Source organism: Flavipsychrobacter stenotrophus, from assembly GCF_002954265.1.
GTDB classification, from domain to species: Bacteria; Bacteroidota; Bacteroidia; order Chitinophagales; family Chitinophagaceae; genus Flavipsychrobacter; species Flavipsychrobacter stenotrophus.
On record NZ_PPSL01000003.1, the window covers coordinates 403,881 to 420,207 of the forward strand.

Genomic DNA, 16,327 nt, shown 5'->3' on the forward strand with positions numbered 1-16,327 from the left:
GCAACTATTTCAGTCGCACAACAATATTAATACTATATTTCCCATTAATTAGCATCAATTGTTCTATGTTACATGGAACGAATACAATGTAATTATTGGTTAATTAAAAGCACAATTTATAAAAAACTAAAATAATTTATATTTTTATCACTGTAAATCATAACACGGGAAGCTGAAAACGGATTCAGAGTAAGCAACATTGAAAACAATAAAACAATGAAAAACACGGGAGAGGCAATTATTAATTTGATCATTACTATTGATCCTATACCATCGGGTGGAGGAAATGCCTACATAGATGGCAAGAAAGTACTGGGCGGCAAGGGCACTATTAAGTACCCTGTTCAAAATGGCGCACATGCCGCTTCTTTTGATTTTACCGGCAATGCGGGTGAGGGCTACAGACTGCTGATCACGAAGGAAAATGGCCCTGTGCTTTGGGATGCACATGGCAACTTGTCACAGCAAGGAACGCTTACCGGCCAAAATAACATTCAGGTGTAATAGCCCGAAATAGAAAATGGCTCCGTGCAATGATCTTGCACGGAGCCATTTTTGTTTTATCAATGTTACATTAGATCACACCTGCATCATATGCCTGCTCGCCATGCAAAGACTCGTCCAGTCCTGCTTCCTCTTCAACATCGCTTACTTTTACGCGGGTAAATATATTGATGGCTGCCAGCATACCGTAGGTGAAAATGTATGCGTATATACAAGTGCCTACCACTGCCAGCAACTGGCGGATAAAGAAAGTAGAGCCACCGCTCATTAGGCCATCGGCACCATGCGCGTTTACCGCCTTGGTAGCAAATACACCCAGCAATATAGTGCCTAAGCAGCCACCCATTCCGTGTACGCCCCATACGTCCAGCGCATCATCCCAGCCGCGTTTGTTTTTGAAGTGTACGGCCAGGTAACATACCGCTCCTGAAGCTATGCCGATAATGATGGCAGATGGTAGCGTCACAAAGCCGGCAGCCGGTGTAATGGTTGCCAGGCCGGCCACAGCACCGGTAAGCAGACCTACAAATTTTGGCTTTTTCACCAATGTCCATTCTATGATCAGCCAGGTTATGGCAGCAAAAGATGCGGCAACATCGGTGTTTACAAATGCAAGACCGGTCACAGCATCAACATCCAGCTCACTGCCGGCATTAAAGCCGTACCAGCCAAACCATAGTAGCCCGGTTCCTATTGCAATAAGAGGAACGCTATTGGGTGGTGATGCAGTGTCTTTGCGTTTGCCTACATAGATAACAGATGCCAGTGCAGCAAAGCCTGCGGTAGCATGTACTACAATGCCACCTGCAAAGTCGAGCACGCCCCACTTGGCCAGAAGGCCACCACCCCATACCATATGGGCAAACGGATAGTATACAAATATCTGCCAGAACACAAGAAATACAACGTATGATTTGAAGGTGACCCTGTTTACAAATGCACCTGTTATCAATGCAGGAGTGATGATCGCAAACATCATCTGGTAAGCAAAAAACACAAACTCCGGCATTTTTGTATTGCCGGGGAAGGGTGTATTAAGGTCAACACCATTAAGAAATGCTTTGTCGAAATTACCAATGATGCCACCCATGGCATCGCCGCTAAAGCAAAGTGAATACCCGAATGCAACCCAAAGGATAGTAGTAATACCCATTGATACAAAACTCTGTATCATAATTCCCAGAATGTTTCGTTTGCCCGCAAGACCGCCATAGAAAAAGGCGAGGCCCGGGGTCATTAACATTACCAGACTTGTGGCAAGCAGCATAAATGCTGTGGTGCCGGTATCGAAAGTAGCCATATTCTATATATTTATTTTGTGAGTGATTCTTCTGATTCGTCTTCCGCAACAACTCTGGTGGTAACCTTTCTGAGCATGTCGAAAGTGATACCGCCATTCAGCATAATTTCAAAACGCGTGTTTTGTGCTACGCCATTGTAATAGTAGATGTATTGGTCATTGTCCATCTGCAGGAAGCGGCCTTCAAGTTTTATATAAGATTCGGGCGTAGGTTTAAATTCGGCACCTGCGGTATAGCCCATTAGCTTATAGCCTGTCACCTTTCCCTTACTGTCAAGAAAAGTTGTTGACATATATCCTTCTGGGTCGCTAAACATTTCACCACGCACATACACGCCCATCTTAGGTGCGCACTGATACCTGAAGGTGGCCAATGCACTATACATAGATGCGCTCTTGCTGTGTGTAGCAATGTCTGAATTCTGCTGCAGGCAGTAATCACCACCAATCTGCATCCTGAATTTGTTTTTCTGATAATTCAGGAATGCATTGTTGTGGAAACGGAGCTGCTTGATAGTGCTGTTTGGGGCAGCATCATCGCCAATGTAGTTGGTGTAGCCAATGCCAAGATGCTCGTTGATAGCATAGGTAGCCGCAAGGCCCACCGATTTTTTGTTGTTATTGTCTATAAATTGGTTATACCCGTTAAGCAGGTAAACGTTAACTGATAGTTTTGCTGTAGGATCCCAGTTGAGGCGTAGTCCGCTTTCATAGTAGGGCTCGTGGTAGGTACCAACCGTTACTGAACTGGTGATGTTCTCAGCCGGAGTAAGCAACTCAGTGCCGAAGTGTGTGCGGAAGAAGCCACCATCTACCCATAGTTTATTACAAACCTTAAAGCCTATATGCGCTTCCTGTATATTGTTATAAGGGTTGGCCCATGTACTATTGGCTATATCTCCATAGTGAAAGGTGGCCATTCCCCTCAGTTTCTGCCCTGCGTATTGTACGGAAACCTGGGCAATGTTTAGCCCCGGTGTATTACTACGCGGACTTGTTGTTGGGAATTTCTGATAGCTACCCGGCCCAACGGAATCGGTATAATAAGCATAATAAGCATCTATATAACCGGTAATTGAAAATGTAGATACTGTATCTACTTTCTGTGCTATGCTTTTGCCGGGAGACAAAAATGACAGCGCGGTGGCGGTTACCAGTATGCCTTTTGTAAAAGATCTGATCATATTAGTTGTGTGAGTGTGTAACAAACCTAATCAGAAAATATTAAAAAGTCAAGCATATAAATGAGTATTCATTTATTTTTTTTAACGGGTATATTTTTGTGTTCTTTTAATGCATTAAAAAAGCCGGGAAATGCTTCCCGGCTGTAGTCTTTGTCAAATAATGTAGTTCTGCTTACAAATACCCTTTCTCAGCAAGATATTTGAACAATTTCTCCAGAGGAGATGCAGGGTTATAAAGTAGAGTTACTGCTTTGCCATCCAGCACCAGGTCCCAGTCGGCATTGTCATTGCCATCTTTATGAGTAGCCTTGCATACCATAGCGTCGTTGGCATTGTATACAGATACAGTTGTAAGGCCAGCGGCCGATGCCTGTCTGAATACACCAACCATTTCGCTGTTGTTGTAAATTTTATCTCCTTTAATACCTATGTCAGCAGGCTGTGCACTGTGCTTCGGCTCCTGCACTATCACACGCTCAGTTGGCGGTGCTGCAACGGGTGACTGAATAAAAGTACCACCGTGCAGAATGACAAACTTGCGCTCTTCTGTTTCACTCACAATATTATCCTGTACCAGGTTAGCACCCGCTATCATCTTGGCCAGGTGCTTTAGTGTGCCAAATGTACCGAAGCCGGTAAGGGTGCACTGATTGCCCGACTTGGTGAATACCATGTAGTAGCTGATATTGCTGCCGTATTTCTGTAGTTTCAGGTAGGCTAGTTCTTTGTGTTGCAGGTTCTCCAGTGAGTAGTCGCTCTCCAGAAACTGTTTATTCTTTGGTGTAAGGAAGAAGGCGTCTTTACCATCTACCTGTACCATGTTTGTTTCTTTGTTGATGTCTACATCCTGTGCCAGTATCATCATTTGTGGCACCAGTATCATAGCAGCCAATAGCAATATTCTTTTCATAAATTCTGTTTCTTATTTTTTTGTTGAAGTATTAATTACATCTGTATTACGGCAAAAAGCTGCCTTGGGTCTGCCAGCTTAATTCTCCTGGTTATATCGCGGCGCAGCAATTCATCTGCATCCTGCGTAGGCAATTCAGGGTCAAAAGCATTGCTCATTGACTGTGCGCATGATATATATAGCTTACCGTCAGATGCCATTTTAACAGCGCTTACTCGGTCCCATAGCGCACCGGTTGTTTTGCTGTTCAGCTGTGTCCAGTTAGTGCCGTCAAAGCGCAGCACGCCATAAGCTTCAGTAGCTATCCAGGCAATGTTGTTCTTATCCACACAGATCTGGTTCACACGGAATTTGTTCAGGTTCAGCGATTCTACCTTAGGGATATTGGTAAATGTTTTGTGATCGTAGATAGAGATACCTTTGTTACAGCCAAGTAATAACCTGCCATTCTTATCTTCTGTTATGCACGTAAAGTCATCAGATGGGAAATCAACATCTTCACCTATTCTTTTCCATGTAGTATCCCACTTTACCAATCCTCTCATTGTACCTGCCCACAATGAGTCTTTACTGTCTTTGAAAAGAGAGTAAATAATATTTGCCGGTAAGCCATCGCTCTTCTTAAATGTTTCCCACTCGTTATTTACCCTACGCGATATACCACCCTGGCCTGCAGCCCATAGTACATTGTCTTTATCATAGGTGAGTGTAGATATGCCACCCATTCCCAATCCTTTAGAAAAGTCGCTGATAGCGCCATTTTCAAATACCTTAAGGCCGCCAATAGATGACGGGAGGAATATCTTGCCATCGGGAGCCAAATAAAGGATATAGAAGCCATTGTGCAGCGCCTGTGCATGTTTATAATTACTGAACGCACCATCCTTATATTTCATAAGGCCGCTGCCTGCGAACCAGATGTTGCCCTGCTTGTCTTCATCTATAGTAGAGGTAGTGCCAAGGTCGTAAGGGCATGTAGTACTGTCATACACTATCCACTTAGGATTAGTGATCATGGCATTTTCTCTGTATACAGTAACGCCGCCTGTATTTACAAGATAAGGAGTATGGTGCCTGTTCTTATCGAAAGGGGCGCTGGTTGCATACTCTTCATATTTATATCCCGCAACCATCCACTTATAACCATTCTTATCAATGCTTATTTTAAGTGTTGCATTGCTTAATATTGGTGAGTTGGCAGGAGTAAGTATCTTAAGACCGCCATTTCGGAAAGAGAACGTTCCTGAATTTTTTGTGCCTACCCATATTGTCCCATTTTCTTCTACTGCCAGTGAGATCACATCAAGGGCCGCGCCATTCATGCGAGATATTACATCTGCCATCAAAGGTGTAAAACTATTGCTGAAAGGCTTCATGGTGAAAGTAGCACCGTCATTTTCTATAATTCCCTTAGGTGTGCCCAGCCATACCTTGCCGGTACTATTAGTAGCTATTGCGCTGACCTGGTTTACAGGAAGTCCTGCTGCAGTTGTATAGTATTTCCAGTTCTTGCCATCAAATTTAGCAACACCCATATCATGCTTTACCCCAGGAATTGCCCACAAGTGGCCGGTATTATCTACCAGTAGATCAGACAAAAGATTGTCGGGTATCTCTGAATTGCCTTTATTGAAGTTGGTCCAGTTAGAACCATTAAAAAAGGACAAACCGCCACCTACATAACCCTTTTCGCCCATCACCATGCCACTCACATATACTTTGTCGGTAGCTGTGATAGCAATATCAGTGATCACCTGCAGCTTGGTTTCTGTTGCAGGGATGTTTACAAAATTACCGCCCTCGTATTTCACAAGGCCCTGCGCAGTGCCTATCTACAACGTATTTTTGCTGTCTGTGGCCAGTGATATGATATCAGAATAGTTGGCAAAACAATCAGACGGTGTTTTCAACTGTTCCATCTTCTTGCCATCATAAACAAACAAACCAACGCCGGCAACACCAAATACGTGGTTGCCATTGGCCTGTTCTACCATTGCGGTTACATCCTGCCCTCCCGAGAAATTGATCTTCTTAGTGATCTTATTATCAAGAAAAGCATAATTGCCCGCAAATATCATCCATTGGGAGTACGGCTCATAAGCAGCCGACACCTTAAAAAAACTCAATACTGCTATTAGCAGCGCTACACAACACTTATTCATAAATTTCGTTATTAATATTATCTGAAAGGTGGCGCGAAATTAAGCTTTTAATATAATAAATGAATAGATAATGTATTTTGCGAAAGAAGGGAAAGAAATTTTCATCAAAGGAATTGCACGGGGAAACTGCATTGAGGCGGGTAGTTAAGGCCTTCTTTTTTTGTAAGTGATTGTAAAATCTATTGCATGAGTGAAACTGCGATATTATATTTACACAACACATTTACATTTCACTATGAACTATCGTTGTATAGTATCACTTTTTGCATTTTGCATATGCTCTTGTAGCAATAGCTATGCACAGACGACAGATGATAACCTGATCATTTCTGCTGCCACCCAACTCATTACTTCCAACCTGTGCGATGCTGCGATCATTAAACTGGAAGGGGTAAGTGAAGAAGGTAAGCGAACGCTTCCTTATTATCTGGACATGGCTAAAGCACATGACTGCAAAAACCATGTGGAGGATGCGCTGTACTATTATAAAAAATACCTGGCAATTGGTGGCAACGATTCTGTAAAGAGCAGGGTAGATATATTGAGTAAACAACACCAGGACGAGCATAAAGTCGAGAGTGAGCAGCAGCATGCCAAAGACCTGTATAGCAGCATGACTGGTCACAAAAAGAAGAGAGGAAAGACCGCAACAATAGACGGCTATTTCCGCTCATACAATCTTGTTGGTATGATCATGACGGCAAGCAAAGATAAACCCTATACCTCGGGCCTTAAGTACAGCCTTGATTTTGGTTTTCCTGTTTATCATAATAAAGCTGCTATAATCATTAACGTTCAGCCAGCCGCTTATTTTTCCCCTCAGAAAAAATGGTACGCCGGTATAGCTGGCGTGCCCGAAGAAACCGTTTCGGGTCTGAAAAAAGGATATGGATTAGATGTCTCTGCAACAGCGCCCTATTTGTTTATCAATACAAAAAAGAAGGCCGTAGGCGTAGGCCCCATATTAGGATACCGAGTAGCGTTCATCGCCGATTATTTGGCAGTGGATATAGATATGCCGGTAGCCCATGCGCCGGTGGTGGGCCTGGAGGCTGTGTATTATACCTCCAAATTTTCAATTGCACTTGATTATAACTATTTCCAATACAGTACAAAAGCGCTTGTAACAGGCTTGCCTGCCTTTAAAGCCAACATGAGTATGATAGGCATAAAAATAGGAGTAATGAGATGGCGCTAAAAAAAATGCTGGTACGAATAGTATTAATGGGCCAGTTGCTCATGATCTGTGGTTTTGCAAGTGCACAAACCCCTAAAGATGCAGCTTTAATTAATGAAGCAGGCAACATTTTGCAAGCTGGTAGCTATTGCGATAGTGCCATGAAGCGGCTACAGCAAGTATCGGAAGCGGGTAAGGAAATGAGCATTTACTATATGGCCATGGCAAAGGTATATGAGTGTAAAGGCAATAAGGAATACGCAGAGATCTATTACGGCAAAGCCTATAAGGCCGGAGCGCGCGGAGATGGTCTCTTGCAAAAAATAGTATCTCTGAGGGATACAGGTATGAGCGCCTCTCCTAATGATCTGCGTCTTGAAAATGAGCGCGAAAAATTGCAGAGACAGAACGCAACTTTCAGGAAGCATAAAGATGCCAATATTGAAGATTTCTATGCACTGATCTCGATGGGTTACGCCACAATGACCGGTGGTAAAAAAGCACTGGTAGTAAACGGGTTGGATTTTTTTTCAGCGTCATTCGGTTGGCCGATAATGGATGATAAGTTCATTCTCGATTTTGATATAGCCATGGGGGTGATATATGGGCGCAATACCGGCTGGTACGATTACCCCGCATATCGCGCCAACCCAATTCCTGTAGGAGATGGACTGGGCTTAAAGTTTGGCTTTGAGCCTTCGCTCAACTATATTCTCATTAATAGCCACAGGCATACCATAACCGCCGGAGCTATATTGGGAGGACATGTATTTGCAAATGGTGCATGGGTGCAAAATAGAGACGGAGAGGTATCAAGCGGAGGGCAAACCTATTTCTGTATAGGACCAAGAATAGCCTATTACGGATGGAAGCATCTATATATATCTGCCCAGTATCTGCACATTGGGTTAAGAACGATAAGAGCAGCCGTAGATAAGAATGCAGAGCTTGTACCGGTAAGCCTCGATCACTGGCGACTAAACGTGGGTGTAAGATTCGGTTTCAACTAACAACATTATTACAACAATAAACTATCAATCATGCGCAAACTTCTATTTCCATTATTATTACTATGTTTCATTGCCGCAGGTGTATACGCACAGCCACGTGTGGAAAAAAGTGCGCCTATTGAAGAACCTGCTATAGGCAGCTACGACAAAGTACTGCTGATGAAAAGCGGAAAAACCTGCTATGCACATTATTCAGGTGATGGGGCTATTGACCTCAACATCTATGGTACAGACCGTAAGCTGGTATCTCATACAGCAATAAAAAGCCAGCGGTGGGATGGTGATGATTTCAAATCCACCACCATTTTGGGTACCTATGACATCAATGGAGAACTGGTTATTTTTCTGCAGCAGACCGATAAAAAGCATCCTGTGCTCTACAGGCTAAGAATTAATACAGATGATGGAAAGCTGTTAAAAGAAGACATACTGGCGACTACGAAAAAAGGCAATTCCTTTTTTGCTAAGGATAATGTACAAACCCAGATGAAAGTAGCAAAGGACACCAGATCTGGATGTTATGCCGTTGTTTTTTATGATAATCTTGATGAAGATGCCGATGATGCTATAAAGGTGATGCACTTTGATGAAAAGCACACGTTACTGAGTACCGCACGCATTAGCTCGCCTGATAAAAAGATCAGGCATATTGTTATCCAGGACATTGCAGTAGAAGGCAATAAGGGTGTGTATCTGGCTACTTATTATGTGGGTAGCAGTGAGGAAGAGAGCAAGATATATATATCAAAGCTCAGTGCAGGCGAAACGGCTGTTACTACTAAACCCCTCGACTTTACTGAAGATTTCCGTGGCAGCAACCTACAGATGGCATATAATTATACCACCGGGCAGGTTCAGTTACTTATAGTCGCCTATACCAAGACAAAACGCAATAGAGAATACTACGTTTCTTATTTCTGCAATGTAAATCCCGCTACACTTGATGTTGCCGGGGTAAAGGAAGTATCTAACGAAAAAGTGACTGCATTTGCGCGCAATTCCCTTGGTGAGGAAGGTGATGGTAACTACATGGGTGTTCCGCAGTGCTTTGTGCTGAACGGCAGGAATGAACCTGTTATTATCAAGCAGGTGCTGGTAATGATCTACCACACCACGTCTAAGGGCGCTACATACCGCGCCGGTACGGCATTTGGCAGTATTGGCATTTCGGAGATGGGTATTGATGGTACAGAAAAGCAATCTTATCTTGTAAAACATACGTCAGCAACTCGTATGGATCTTGGCGCTATGTACATTAAAGATATAAATACGGGAAAATGGGATAATGCCTATATAAGCCGAAAAATGGGAACGAATATCCAATTTCATTCTTTCCGGTACGTAATTGGAAAAAAGAACAATTACATCGTCCACCTTGCTCACAAAAAGGAGATAGATAATCCGGATAATGATAAAATGCATAAAAAGGACTTCGCTGAATCTAAAAACAATGCAGCCTACTGCACCATGAGGAACGGTAATATCAGCAACGAATTTTTGTTTGGCAAACCTGTTGGGAAAAAGGATAGGACAACCTGTTTTATGGATGCTGCCGATCAGAACGACGAAGGATTGTTTGCAACTATCATAATAGAGCAGAAGGGCAAAAAAACGGAACACAAAATTGCCTGGGTTTCTTTTGAATAATACTATTACTATCTGAACCAATAAACACACAAAATGAGAAGAGCCTGTTTTATCGCTATATTAAGCCTGTTGTTCTTTACGCAGGTGTTTGCTCAATCAGCAAAAGATGAACAATATTTTAAAGCGGCACAGAGTGCGCTAAAGGAAAAGAAATGTGATGTGGCACTGCGTGAGTTGCAACTGGTGAGCATAGACGGTAAGGATGATATCCGCTATGTGGAATTGATGGGAGAAATGCATGAATGTAAGGGCAATAAAGATGAAGCAGTTTTCTTTTATCGAAAATATATGGCTGCCCGGCCCAATGATACTACCCAGTTCAAGATCAACTATCTTGAATCAGACATTGCCAAAAACGGTGGATCGAATGATACGCGCAATATCAATTATAAAAGCACTAACCGTAATTACAAGCTGCTCAACCTGGCTGGTACAGCCATTACAGGCAAGCGCAATGAGTGCAACTACAACAGCGGCTTTAAAATGACACTGACCCGCGGCAGACCTGCATTTCATCATCACGCTGTTTTAGAGTTTGGTGTGGACCTGGGTATACTCGTTAGTCCAAACAAAGAATGGTATGCGAATGCACTGTATACTTATCCGGAAAAGATACACAGCATTGGTGCTGCATTCAATCCGGGTCTCAACATTGCACTGATGCCGGTTGTTTACAAGAACAAAAAACTTTCGGTAGCGGTAGGCCCAACCGCCGGTTTTACTATGTTGGCTACATTGGGCCATTCCTATAGTTCATTTGGCGGCAGCGTTAATGATGATAATTTCTTCTGGAGCTCGCCAATCCTCGGTGTCAGGGGCCGCGTTTACTACAAGCATATCTTCACTGCATTTGCAGAATATAATAAGTTGACGCGCTCTAAACTAAGCGTAAACTCTGATTACAATGAATACTTCGATATGCCTGTAAAAATGAGCATGATATCTATTGGTGTGGGTATCTATACCTCTTTCAATGAATAATAGTTTCGTTCAGTAATATTGCAAAGGGCAGCACCGTAAAGTGCTGCCCTTTGTTTCATTGTCCATATGCGTTGTGCCGCGATCTGTGAAAAATATAAGAGGTTCTTTTTGAGTTTTCAATTTTAAGTTGAAACTTACCCCTCCCGCCACTCCTTCCCGGTCATGTTCAGAAACACATCTTCCAGGTTGGCGCCCTTTACTTCTTTTTCACGTTTAAAGCCCGAGTCGAGCAACTTGTCTATAAGTTCATTAGGTGTGCTCAGCGCTATGATCTTGCCGCTGTCTATGATAGCTACGCGCTCACAGAGCACTTCAGCCTCGTCCATATAGTGGGTGGTGATCACTACCGTACAGCCACGGTCGCGCAGTTGTTTGATCAGGTCCCACAGATTGCGGCGGGCCTGTGGGTCAAGCCCAGTGGTTGGCTCATCAAGGAATATGATCTTAGGCTCATTAATAAGCGTCGTCGCAATAGAAAACCTTTGTTTCTGCCCGCCCGAAAGTTCTTTAAAATTGCTTTTTGCCTTGTCGCGCAGATTCACCGTATCTAAAAGTGCCATAGGGTTCACACTACGGTTATATAGACCGGCAAACAGGTCTATGATCTGCTTCAGGTTCAGGCTGGGGTAATACCCTGCAGCTTGTAGCTGCACACCAATAATGTTCTTTATAGCCTGTGGGTCTTTATCCAGGTTTATGCCGTCTACTATTACTTCACCGCTTGTTTTTGCACGCAGCGTCTCTATAATTTCCAGTGTAGTGGTCTTGCCTGCTCCATTAGGGCCAAGCAGTCCGAATATTTCACCTTCCATCACTTCAAAACTGATGCCCTTCACTGCTTCAAAATCACCGTAAGACTTTACCAGGTCCTTTACTTGTATTATTGCACCCATATGCTTTGCGTTTGAGATCGCGCTGCAATTTAAAGTTTATATCCCGATTGCCACCTGACCATGGTTGAAATTACCCTCCTGTGGCAATAGTATGCGGTCATGGCGATCACCAATGTTAATATATGTGAAGCCATTCGCACATAATCCCTGCCTGAAAGGATAATTTTCCTAATTTAGCCTTCTATTATGATATACCGTAGCAAGGCGCCACTGCGCATAGGGCTGGCAGGTGGGGGTACAGACGTAAGCCCATATTGCGACCTGTATGGTGGCGCAATACTTAACGCCACTATTTCTTTATATGCCTATGCCAGCATTGAGTTGCTGCCCGAGCAGCGCATCATCATCGAAGCGCTGGACAGGGATGAGGTAGTTTCTTATGCCAAAACAGACGAATTACCAATTGATGGCGTGCTCGACCTGGCAACAGGTGCGTATAACCATATTGTAAGAAAGTACGGTCCTATGCCGTCAGGTTTTAAGCTGTCTACAGTCGTAGATGCTCCTGCGGGGTCGGGTCTAGGTAGTTCTTCAACATTGATGGTAGCCATTATTGGTGCATTTGCCGAATGGCTGAACCTACCTTTGGGCGAATATGACATTGCCCAGATGGCTTACGATATAGAGCGTGTAGAACTGGCTATGGCCGGTGGCAAGCAAGACCAGTACGCGGCAACTTTTGGTGGTGTCAACTTTATGGAGTTTTACGAAGGCAACAAGGTGATCGTAAATCCATTGCGCATAAAACCCGAATATCTGTACGAACTGGAGAATAACCTCTTGCTGTATTTCACCGCTACAAGCCGCTTGTCCTCTACCATCATTGAGGCGCAAAGCCAGAATGTAAAGGACAAGAACAAAGAATCTATTGATGCTATGCACAATCTTAAGGAGCAGGCATTGATGATGAAGGAAGCAATACTCAAGGGGAATATCGACGAGATAGGTGCAATACTTGATTTCGGTTTCAGGTTCAAGAAACAGATGGCGCAGGGTATATCCAACAGCAAGATGGACGAACTGTATGAAGTAGCACTTAAAGCAGGTGCTACCGGCGGCAAAATATCCGGTGCCGGTGGTGGCGGCTTTATGATGTTCTATTGCCCCGGCAATACACGTTATGGAGTAAAGAAAGCCCTTGAAAATTTCAATGGCCATTTCTCTCCATACCAGTTCACCGAGCGCGGATTATTTAGCTGGCACATGTAATAATAGGTGGTGCTACTCATATGAATGCCCAAGCCGGTCATTGCGAGAAGTTATTCGGGTTGCCCCGTAATCATCATCCAATGACAATAAGTAAAAGATGTGGGTCATTGCGAGGAACGAAGCAATCTCACGTAAGGGCGTATTCGTTTTGTAACCATTGTCATTACCGTACATTGAATGATGTTAGGTAAATCAACATTTTTAAATTTTTACTTATATGGAGGCTATCATACTGGCGGGGGGATTAGGTACAAGGCTACAGGGCGTAATAGGCGCGCAACCTAAATGTATGGCACCGGTAAATGGTGAACCATTCCTGCACTACCTGCTGGAATATCTGACTAAGCACAATTGTACTCGTGTTATACTTTCATTGGGCTACAAGCATAAGGTGGTCATCAACTGGCTGGAAGAACAATTCCTTTTCTTTGAGCTCGACTATGTGGTTGAGACCGAACCCTTGGGCACAGGCGGCGGCATACTAGCCGTGCTTGAAGAAGCGGCAACAGATGATGTATTGGTATTGAACGGAGATACTATGTTCGATGTAGACCTTACAGCAATGTTTGCCGCACACAAGGCTAACAAAGCTGCAACTACACTGGCTTTGAAAAAGATGTCCAACTTCGACCGATATGGCGTTGTGCATACTAACGATAAAGGTGTGATCACAGCATTCGATGAAAAGAAGGCTACCGCCGAAGGTACGATCAACGGCGGGGTGTACATCATCAACCGCGATGCCTTCATGGCTAAAGACCTTTCAGAAAAGTTCTCTTTTGAAAAAGACTACCTGGAAAAATTTGTAAGTGATAAAACGTTTTACGGTTTTGAAGACAAAGGCTACTTTATAGATATAGGTATCCCGGAAGACTACACTAAGGCTCAGGAAGACTTTAAAACCATGTTTCCATGAAGATAGCGTATCTGGGTACTGCACATCCATTGCGTGGCGGGCTGGCTGCGTTCAATGAGCGCTTGTCACAAGAGCTTACTGATCAGGATCATGATGTTACCATCTGGTCCTTTTCATTGCAATACCCATCTTTCCTTTTCCCGGGCAAAACTCAATTTACTGATGAGCCCGCTCCTGCAGGTTTAAAGATACGTACAGAAGTAAATTCGGTAAACCCACTCAACTGGTTGAACGTAGGCCGTAAAATGAATGCGGAGCAGTACGACCTTATCATTGTAAAGTACTGGCTGCCTTTTATGGGTCCCGCATTTGGCACTATATTAAGAGGAGCTAAAAAGAATGGCAAGACCAGGGTGGTATGTATCGTCGATAACATCATTCCGCATGAAGGCCGCCCGGGAGATAAGCAGTTTACCAACTACTTTATTAAAGCGGTCGATGCGTTCATTACCATGAGCGAGGACCAACTTAAATACCTGAAACAGTTCATCAACAAACCATCGTTCTTCTCGCCGCATCCGGTATATGATATTTATGGTTCCAAGCTAAGCAAAGCGGATGCATGTGCGAAATTAAAGCTCGATCCTGCAAAGAAATACCTGCTGTGCTTTGGTTTTATACGCGACTACAAAGGGGTGGACAGGGCATTATTGGCAATGGCCGATGAGCGTATCCGCAACTCAGATATAGAGCTGATAGTGGCCGGTGAATACTATAGTAAAGACGTAGAAGCAATCAACAATAAAATTATTGCAGACCATAATCTGCAGAGTGTAGTACATCTCTTTACCGACTTCATACCGGAGCGCGAAGTATGTTATTTCTTTAGTGCTGCTGATGTAGTGGTACAGCCCTACACAAAGGCCACCCAGAGCGGCATTACGCAGATCGCTTACCATTTTGAAAAGCCAATGATCGTTACCAATGTTGGCGGACTGCCCGAGGTTGTGCCTGATGGTAAAGTAGGCTTTGTCGCCGAACCCGAACCCACATCTGTCGCCGACGCTATCCTTAAATTCTTCCAGCCAAATTCTCTGCCCAACCTGCACGAGAACATGCTGATAGAAAAGAAAAAATACACCTGGGAGATATTTACAAAGGCAATGATGAATGTAGTTTTTCCTAAATAAATCTTTGAGCCACGTTTAACCCCTGATGTTGAGCGTAAACTCTGTTTACGCTCGCGCGGTTGCCCGTCTCCCGACGGCCATCGGGCCTGGCTTTTTGTGATACATTAAGTTGGTCATTGCGAGGAACGAAGCAATCTCACGAAAGGACGTATTCGTTTTGTATAGTTGGATAAATTCTTCAAAAATGAGATTTGTGCAACATCTGCGTGAATAGGCGACCAGATGGTTACCCCTTCGCCATCTTACTAACCGCATTAAACAAATTGGTCACAACAAAGCTCATGCGTGAATAGTCGAGCGTATCGGGGGTGTCCGTCTTTTCGTGATAGTTTGCATTCCTGAAGAATGAAGTGTCTGTGATCATTAGTGCCTGCCACCCATATGCCCAATAGCTCAGGTGGTCCGACCAATCTACTCCCGGCACCCAACTTGGTGCAGCAAATACTTTTGTAATGATGTTATCCCCATGCTTAAACCCACGCGTAAACTGACGGACAAACTTGCCGCCATGCAGCTTCTTCACCACTGTTATATAGTTGCCTCTTGTACCGTAAAACCACTTAAAGAAACCCAGTGGATATTTTTGTGTGTGCTTGGCGTCTTTGTAATAGCCTATCATCTCCAGGCTTATCATTCCCAATACCGGTACGTGCGCCTCAGCCAGGTGCCTTGCGTGAACAGTACTACCCATATTAGCGGTCTTGAATGAAGGCGGCTCTTCAAGAGTATAGGCCACAAGGTCTATTCTATATTGCCATTTCGATGCGTCCTCCTTACTCAGCATACGCGCCAGTTCCAGCAATCCCGCCACTCCACTGGCATTATCATCGGCGCCCGCCTGCTCATCGCACACATCATAGTGCGCACCAATTATTATCCTCGGCGCATTTTCTGGCCCATAAGAAGCAATGATATTGCGGTACTCTTTGCCATTTACCTGGTAAGGTTGTAGTGTTACAGTTGTTGTGTATTTCCCCAGTTCATTTTGAATATAGTGGCTGGTCTTATTGAGTGTGGTAGTATCATTAATGTTGCGGAAGGTAGGGCCTCCGGTTATGGTATACACATGTCGCCTTAGCTGTATAGAATCAGCACATACTACAGTGCCTTTGGCCAATGCGCCAAAGGAAATCAACAGGAATACTACTAACAGATTTTTCATCGGCAATAAATATACGGCAGAAACCATACGCTGTCATTAAAACGTTAAGCAACTTGTTTACTATGTGTAGTGGTCCGCAGCGCTCTGACTATCATACATTAGTTCATTAAAACAAATCATCAAACGCTATGCAGATAATAAA

General features: G+C 43.8%; 15 protein-coding genes. 8 read left to right on the forward strand and 7 right to left on the reverse strand.

Features of this window, described 5'->3' with window-relative positions; genetic code table 11:
* Positions 1-216 precede the first annotated feature (216 nt).
* The gene (locus tag CJD36_RS11715; protein WP_105039361.1) at positions 217-504 is read left to right on the forward strand and encodes a hypothetical protein; all 288 of its coding nucleotides are present in this window, start codon (positions 217-219) and stop codon (positions 502-504) included.
* Between the two features lie 70 nt (positions 505-574).
* On the opposite strand, the gene CJD36_RS11720 is transcribed toward CJD36_RS11715, so the two are convergent.
* From CJD36_RS11720 to CJD36_RS11740, 5 genes are all read right to left on the reverse strand, one after another.
* A complete protein-coding gene (locus tag CJD36_RS11720; protein WP_105039362.1) occupies positions 575-1,804 on the reverse strand; it encodes an ammonium transporter in 1,230 nt (409 codons plus the stop codon).
* 11 nt (positions 1,805-1,815) lie between these two features.
* A complete protein-coding gene (locus tag CJD36_RS11725) occupies positions 1,816-2,988 on the reverse strand; it encodes an outer membrane beta-barrel protein (protein ID WP_105039363.1) in 1,173 nt (390 codons plus the stop codon).
* Between the two features lie 172 nt (positions 2,989-3,160).
* Positions 3,161-3,898 (reverse strand): hypothetical protein, encoded by a 738-nt coding sequence (locus CJD36_RS11730; RefSeq protein WP_133162611.1) that lies wholly within the window; start codon positions 3,896-3,898, stop codon positions 3,161-3,163.
* A 35-nt stretch (positions 3,899-3,933) separates the two neighbouring features.
* Complete coding sequence (locus CJD36_RS11735; RefSeq protein ID WP_105039365.1) at positions 3,934-5,709, reverse strand: ligand-binding sensor domain-containing protein; 1,776 nt, start codon at positions 5,707-5,709, stop codon at positions 3,934-3,936.
* A 21-nt stretch (positions 5,710-5,730) separates the two neighbouring features.
* Positions 5,731-6,060 carry a hypothetical protein gene (locus tag CJD36_RS11740; protein ID WP_105039366.1) on the reverse strand — a complete coding sequence of 110 codons (330 nt, stop codon included), beginning with the start codon at positions 6,058-6,060 and terminating at the stop codon, positions 5,731-5,733.
* Between the two features lie 235 nt (positions 6,061-6,295).
* Here CJD36_RS11740 and CJD36_RS11745 point away from each other — a divergent pair, with 235 nt between their 5' ends.
* From CJD36_RS11745 to CJD36_RS11760, 4 genes are read left to right on the forward strand one after another with little or no spacing between them, the layout of a single operon-like run.
* The gene (locus tag CJD36_RS11745; protein ID WP_105039367.1) at positions 6,296-7,258 is read left to right on the forward strand and encodes a hypothetical protein; all 963 of its coding nucleotides are present in this window, start codon (positions 6,296-6,298) and stop codon (positions 7,256-7,258) included.
* A gap of 5 nt (positions 7,259-7,263) precedes the next feature.
* Positions 7,264-8,247, forward strand: a complete 984-nt coding sequence (locus CJD36_RS11750; protein ID WP_133162612.1) for a hypothetical protein — start codon at positions 7,264-7,266, stop codon at positions 8,245-8,247.
* Positions 8,248-8,277: 30 nt separating this feature from the next.
* Positions 8,278-9,894 (forward strand): hypothetical protein, encoded by a 1,617-nt coding sequence (locus tag CJD36_RS11755; protein ID WP_105039369.1) that lies wholly within the window; start codon positions 8,278-8,280, stop codon positions 9,892-9,894.
* 33 nt (positions 9,895-9,927) lie between these two features.
* Entirely contained in the window at positions 9,928-10,875 is a 948-nt protein-coding gene (locus CJD36_RS11760) for a tetratricopeptide repeat protein (RefSeq protein ID WP_105039370.1), read from the forward strand.
* A gap of 134 nt (positions 10,876-11,009) precedes the next feature.
* Here the strand turns inward: CJD36_RS11760 and CJD36_RS11765 are convergent, their stop codons facing one another.
* Positions 11,010-11,768, reverse strand: a complete 759-nt coding sequence (locus tag CJD36_RS11765) for an ABC transporter ATP-binding protein (protein WP_105039371.1) — start codon at positions 11,766-11,768, stop codon at positions 11,010-11,012.
* 186 nt (positions 11,769-11,954) lie between these two features.
* Between CJD36_RS11765 and CJD36_RS11770 the strand changes: the two genes are divergently transcribed.
* The 3 genes from CJD36_RS11770 (at position 11,955) to CJD36_RS11780 (ending at position 15,023) form a co-directional block, all read left to right on the forward strand.
* Positions 11,955-12,977 carry a GHMP family kinase ATP-binding protein gene (locus CJD36_RS11770; protein ID WP_105039372.1) on the forward strand — a complete coding sequence of 341 codons (1,023 nt, stop codon included), beginning with the start codon at positions 11,955-11,957 and terminating at the stop codon, positions 12,975-12,977.
* Positions 12,978-13,194: 217 nt separating this feature from the next.
* Positions 13,195-13,893, forward strand: coding sequence for a nucleotidyltransferase family protein (locus CJD36_RS11775; RefSeq protein WP_105039373.1), 699 nt, complete (start codon positions 13,195-13,197; stop codon positions 13,891-13,893).
* Positions 13,890-15,023: a glycosyltransferase gene (locus CJD36_RS11780; RefSeq protein WP_105039374.1), complete on the forward strand. Its 1,134-nt coding sequence runs from the start codon at positions 13,890-13,892 to the stop codon at positions 15,021-15,023. Before CJD36_RS11775 ends, CJD36_RS11780 begins: the two co-directional genes overlap by 4 nt.
* Positions 15,024-15,249: 226 nt before the next feature.
* Here CJD36_RS11780 and CJD36_RS11785 read toward each other — a convergent pair whose 3' ends face one another.
* Positions 15,250-16,185: a M28 family peptidase gene (locus tag CJD36_RS11785; RefSeq protein ID WP_105039375.1), complete on the reverse strand. Its 936-nt coding sequence runs from the start codon at positions 16,183-16,185 to the stop codon at positions 15,250-15,252.
* Positions 16,186-16,327: the final 142 nt, after the last annotated feature.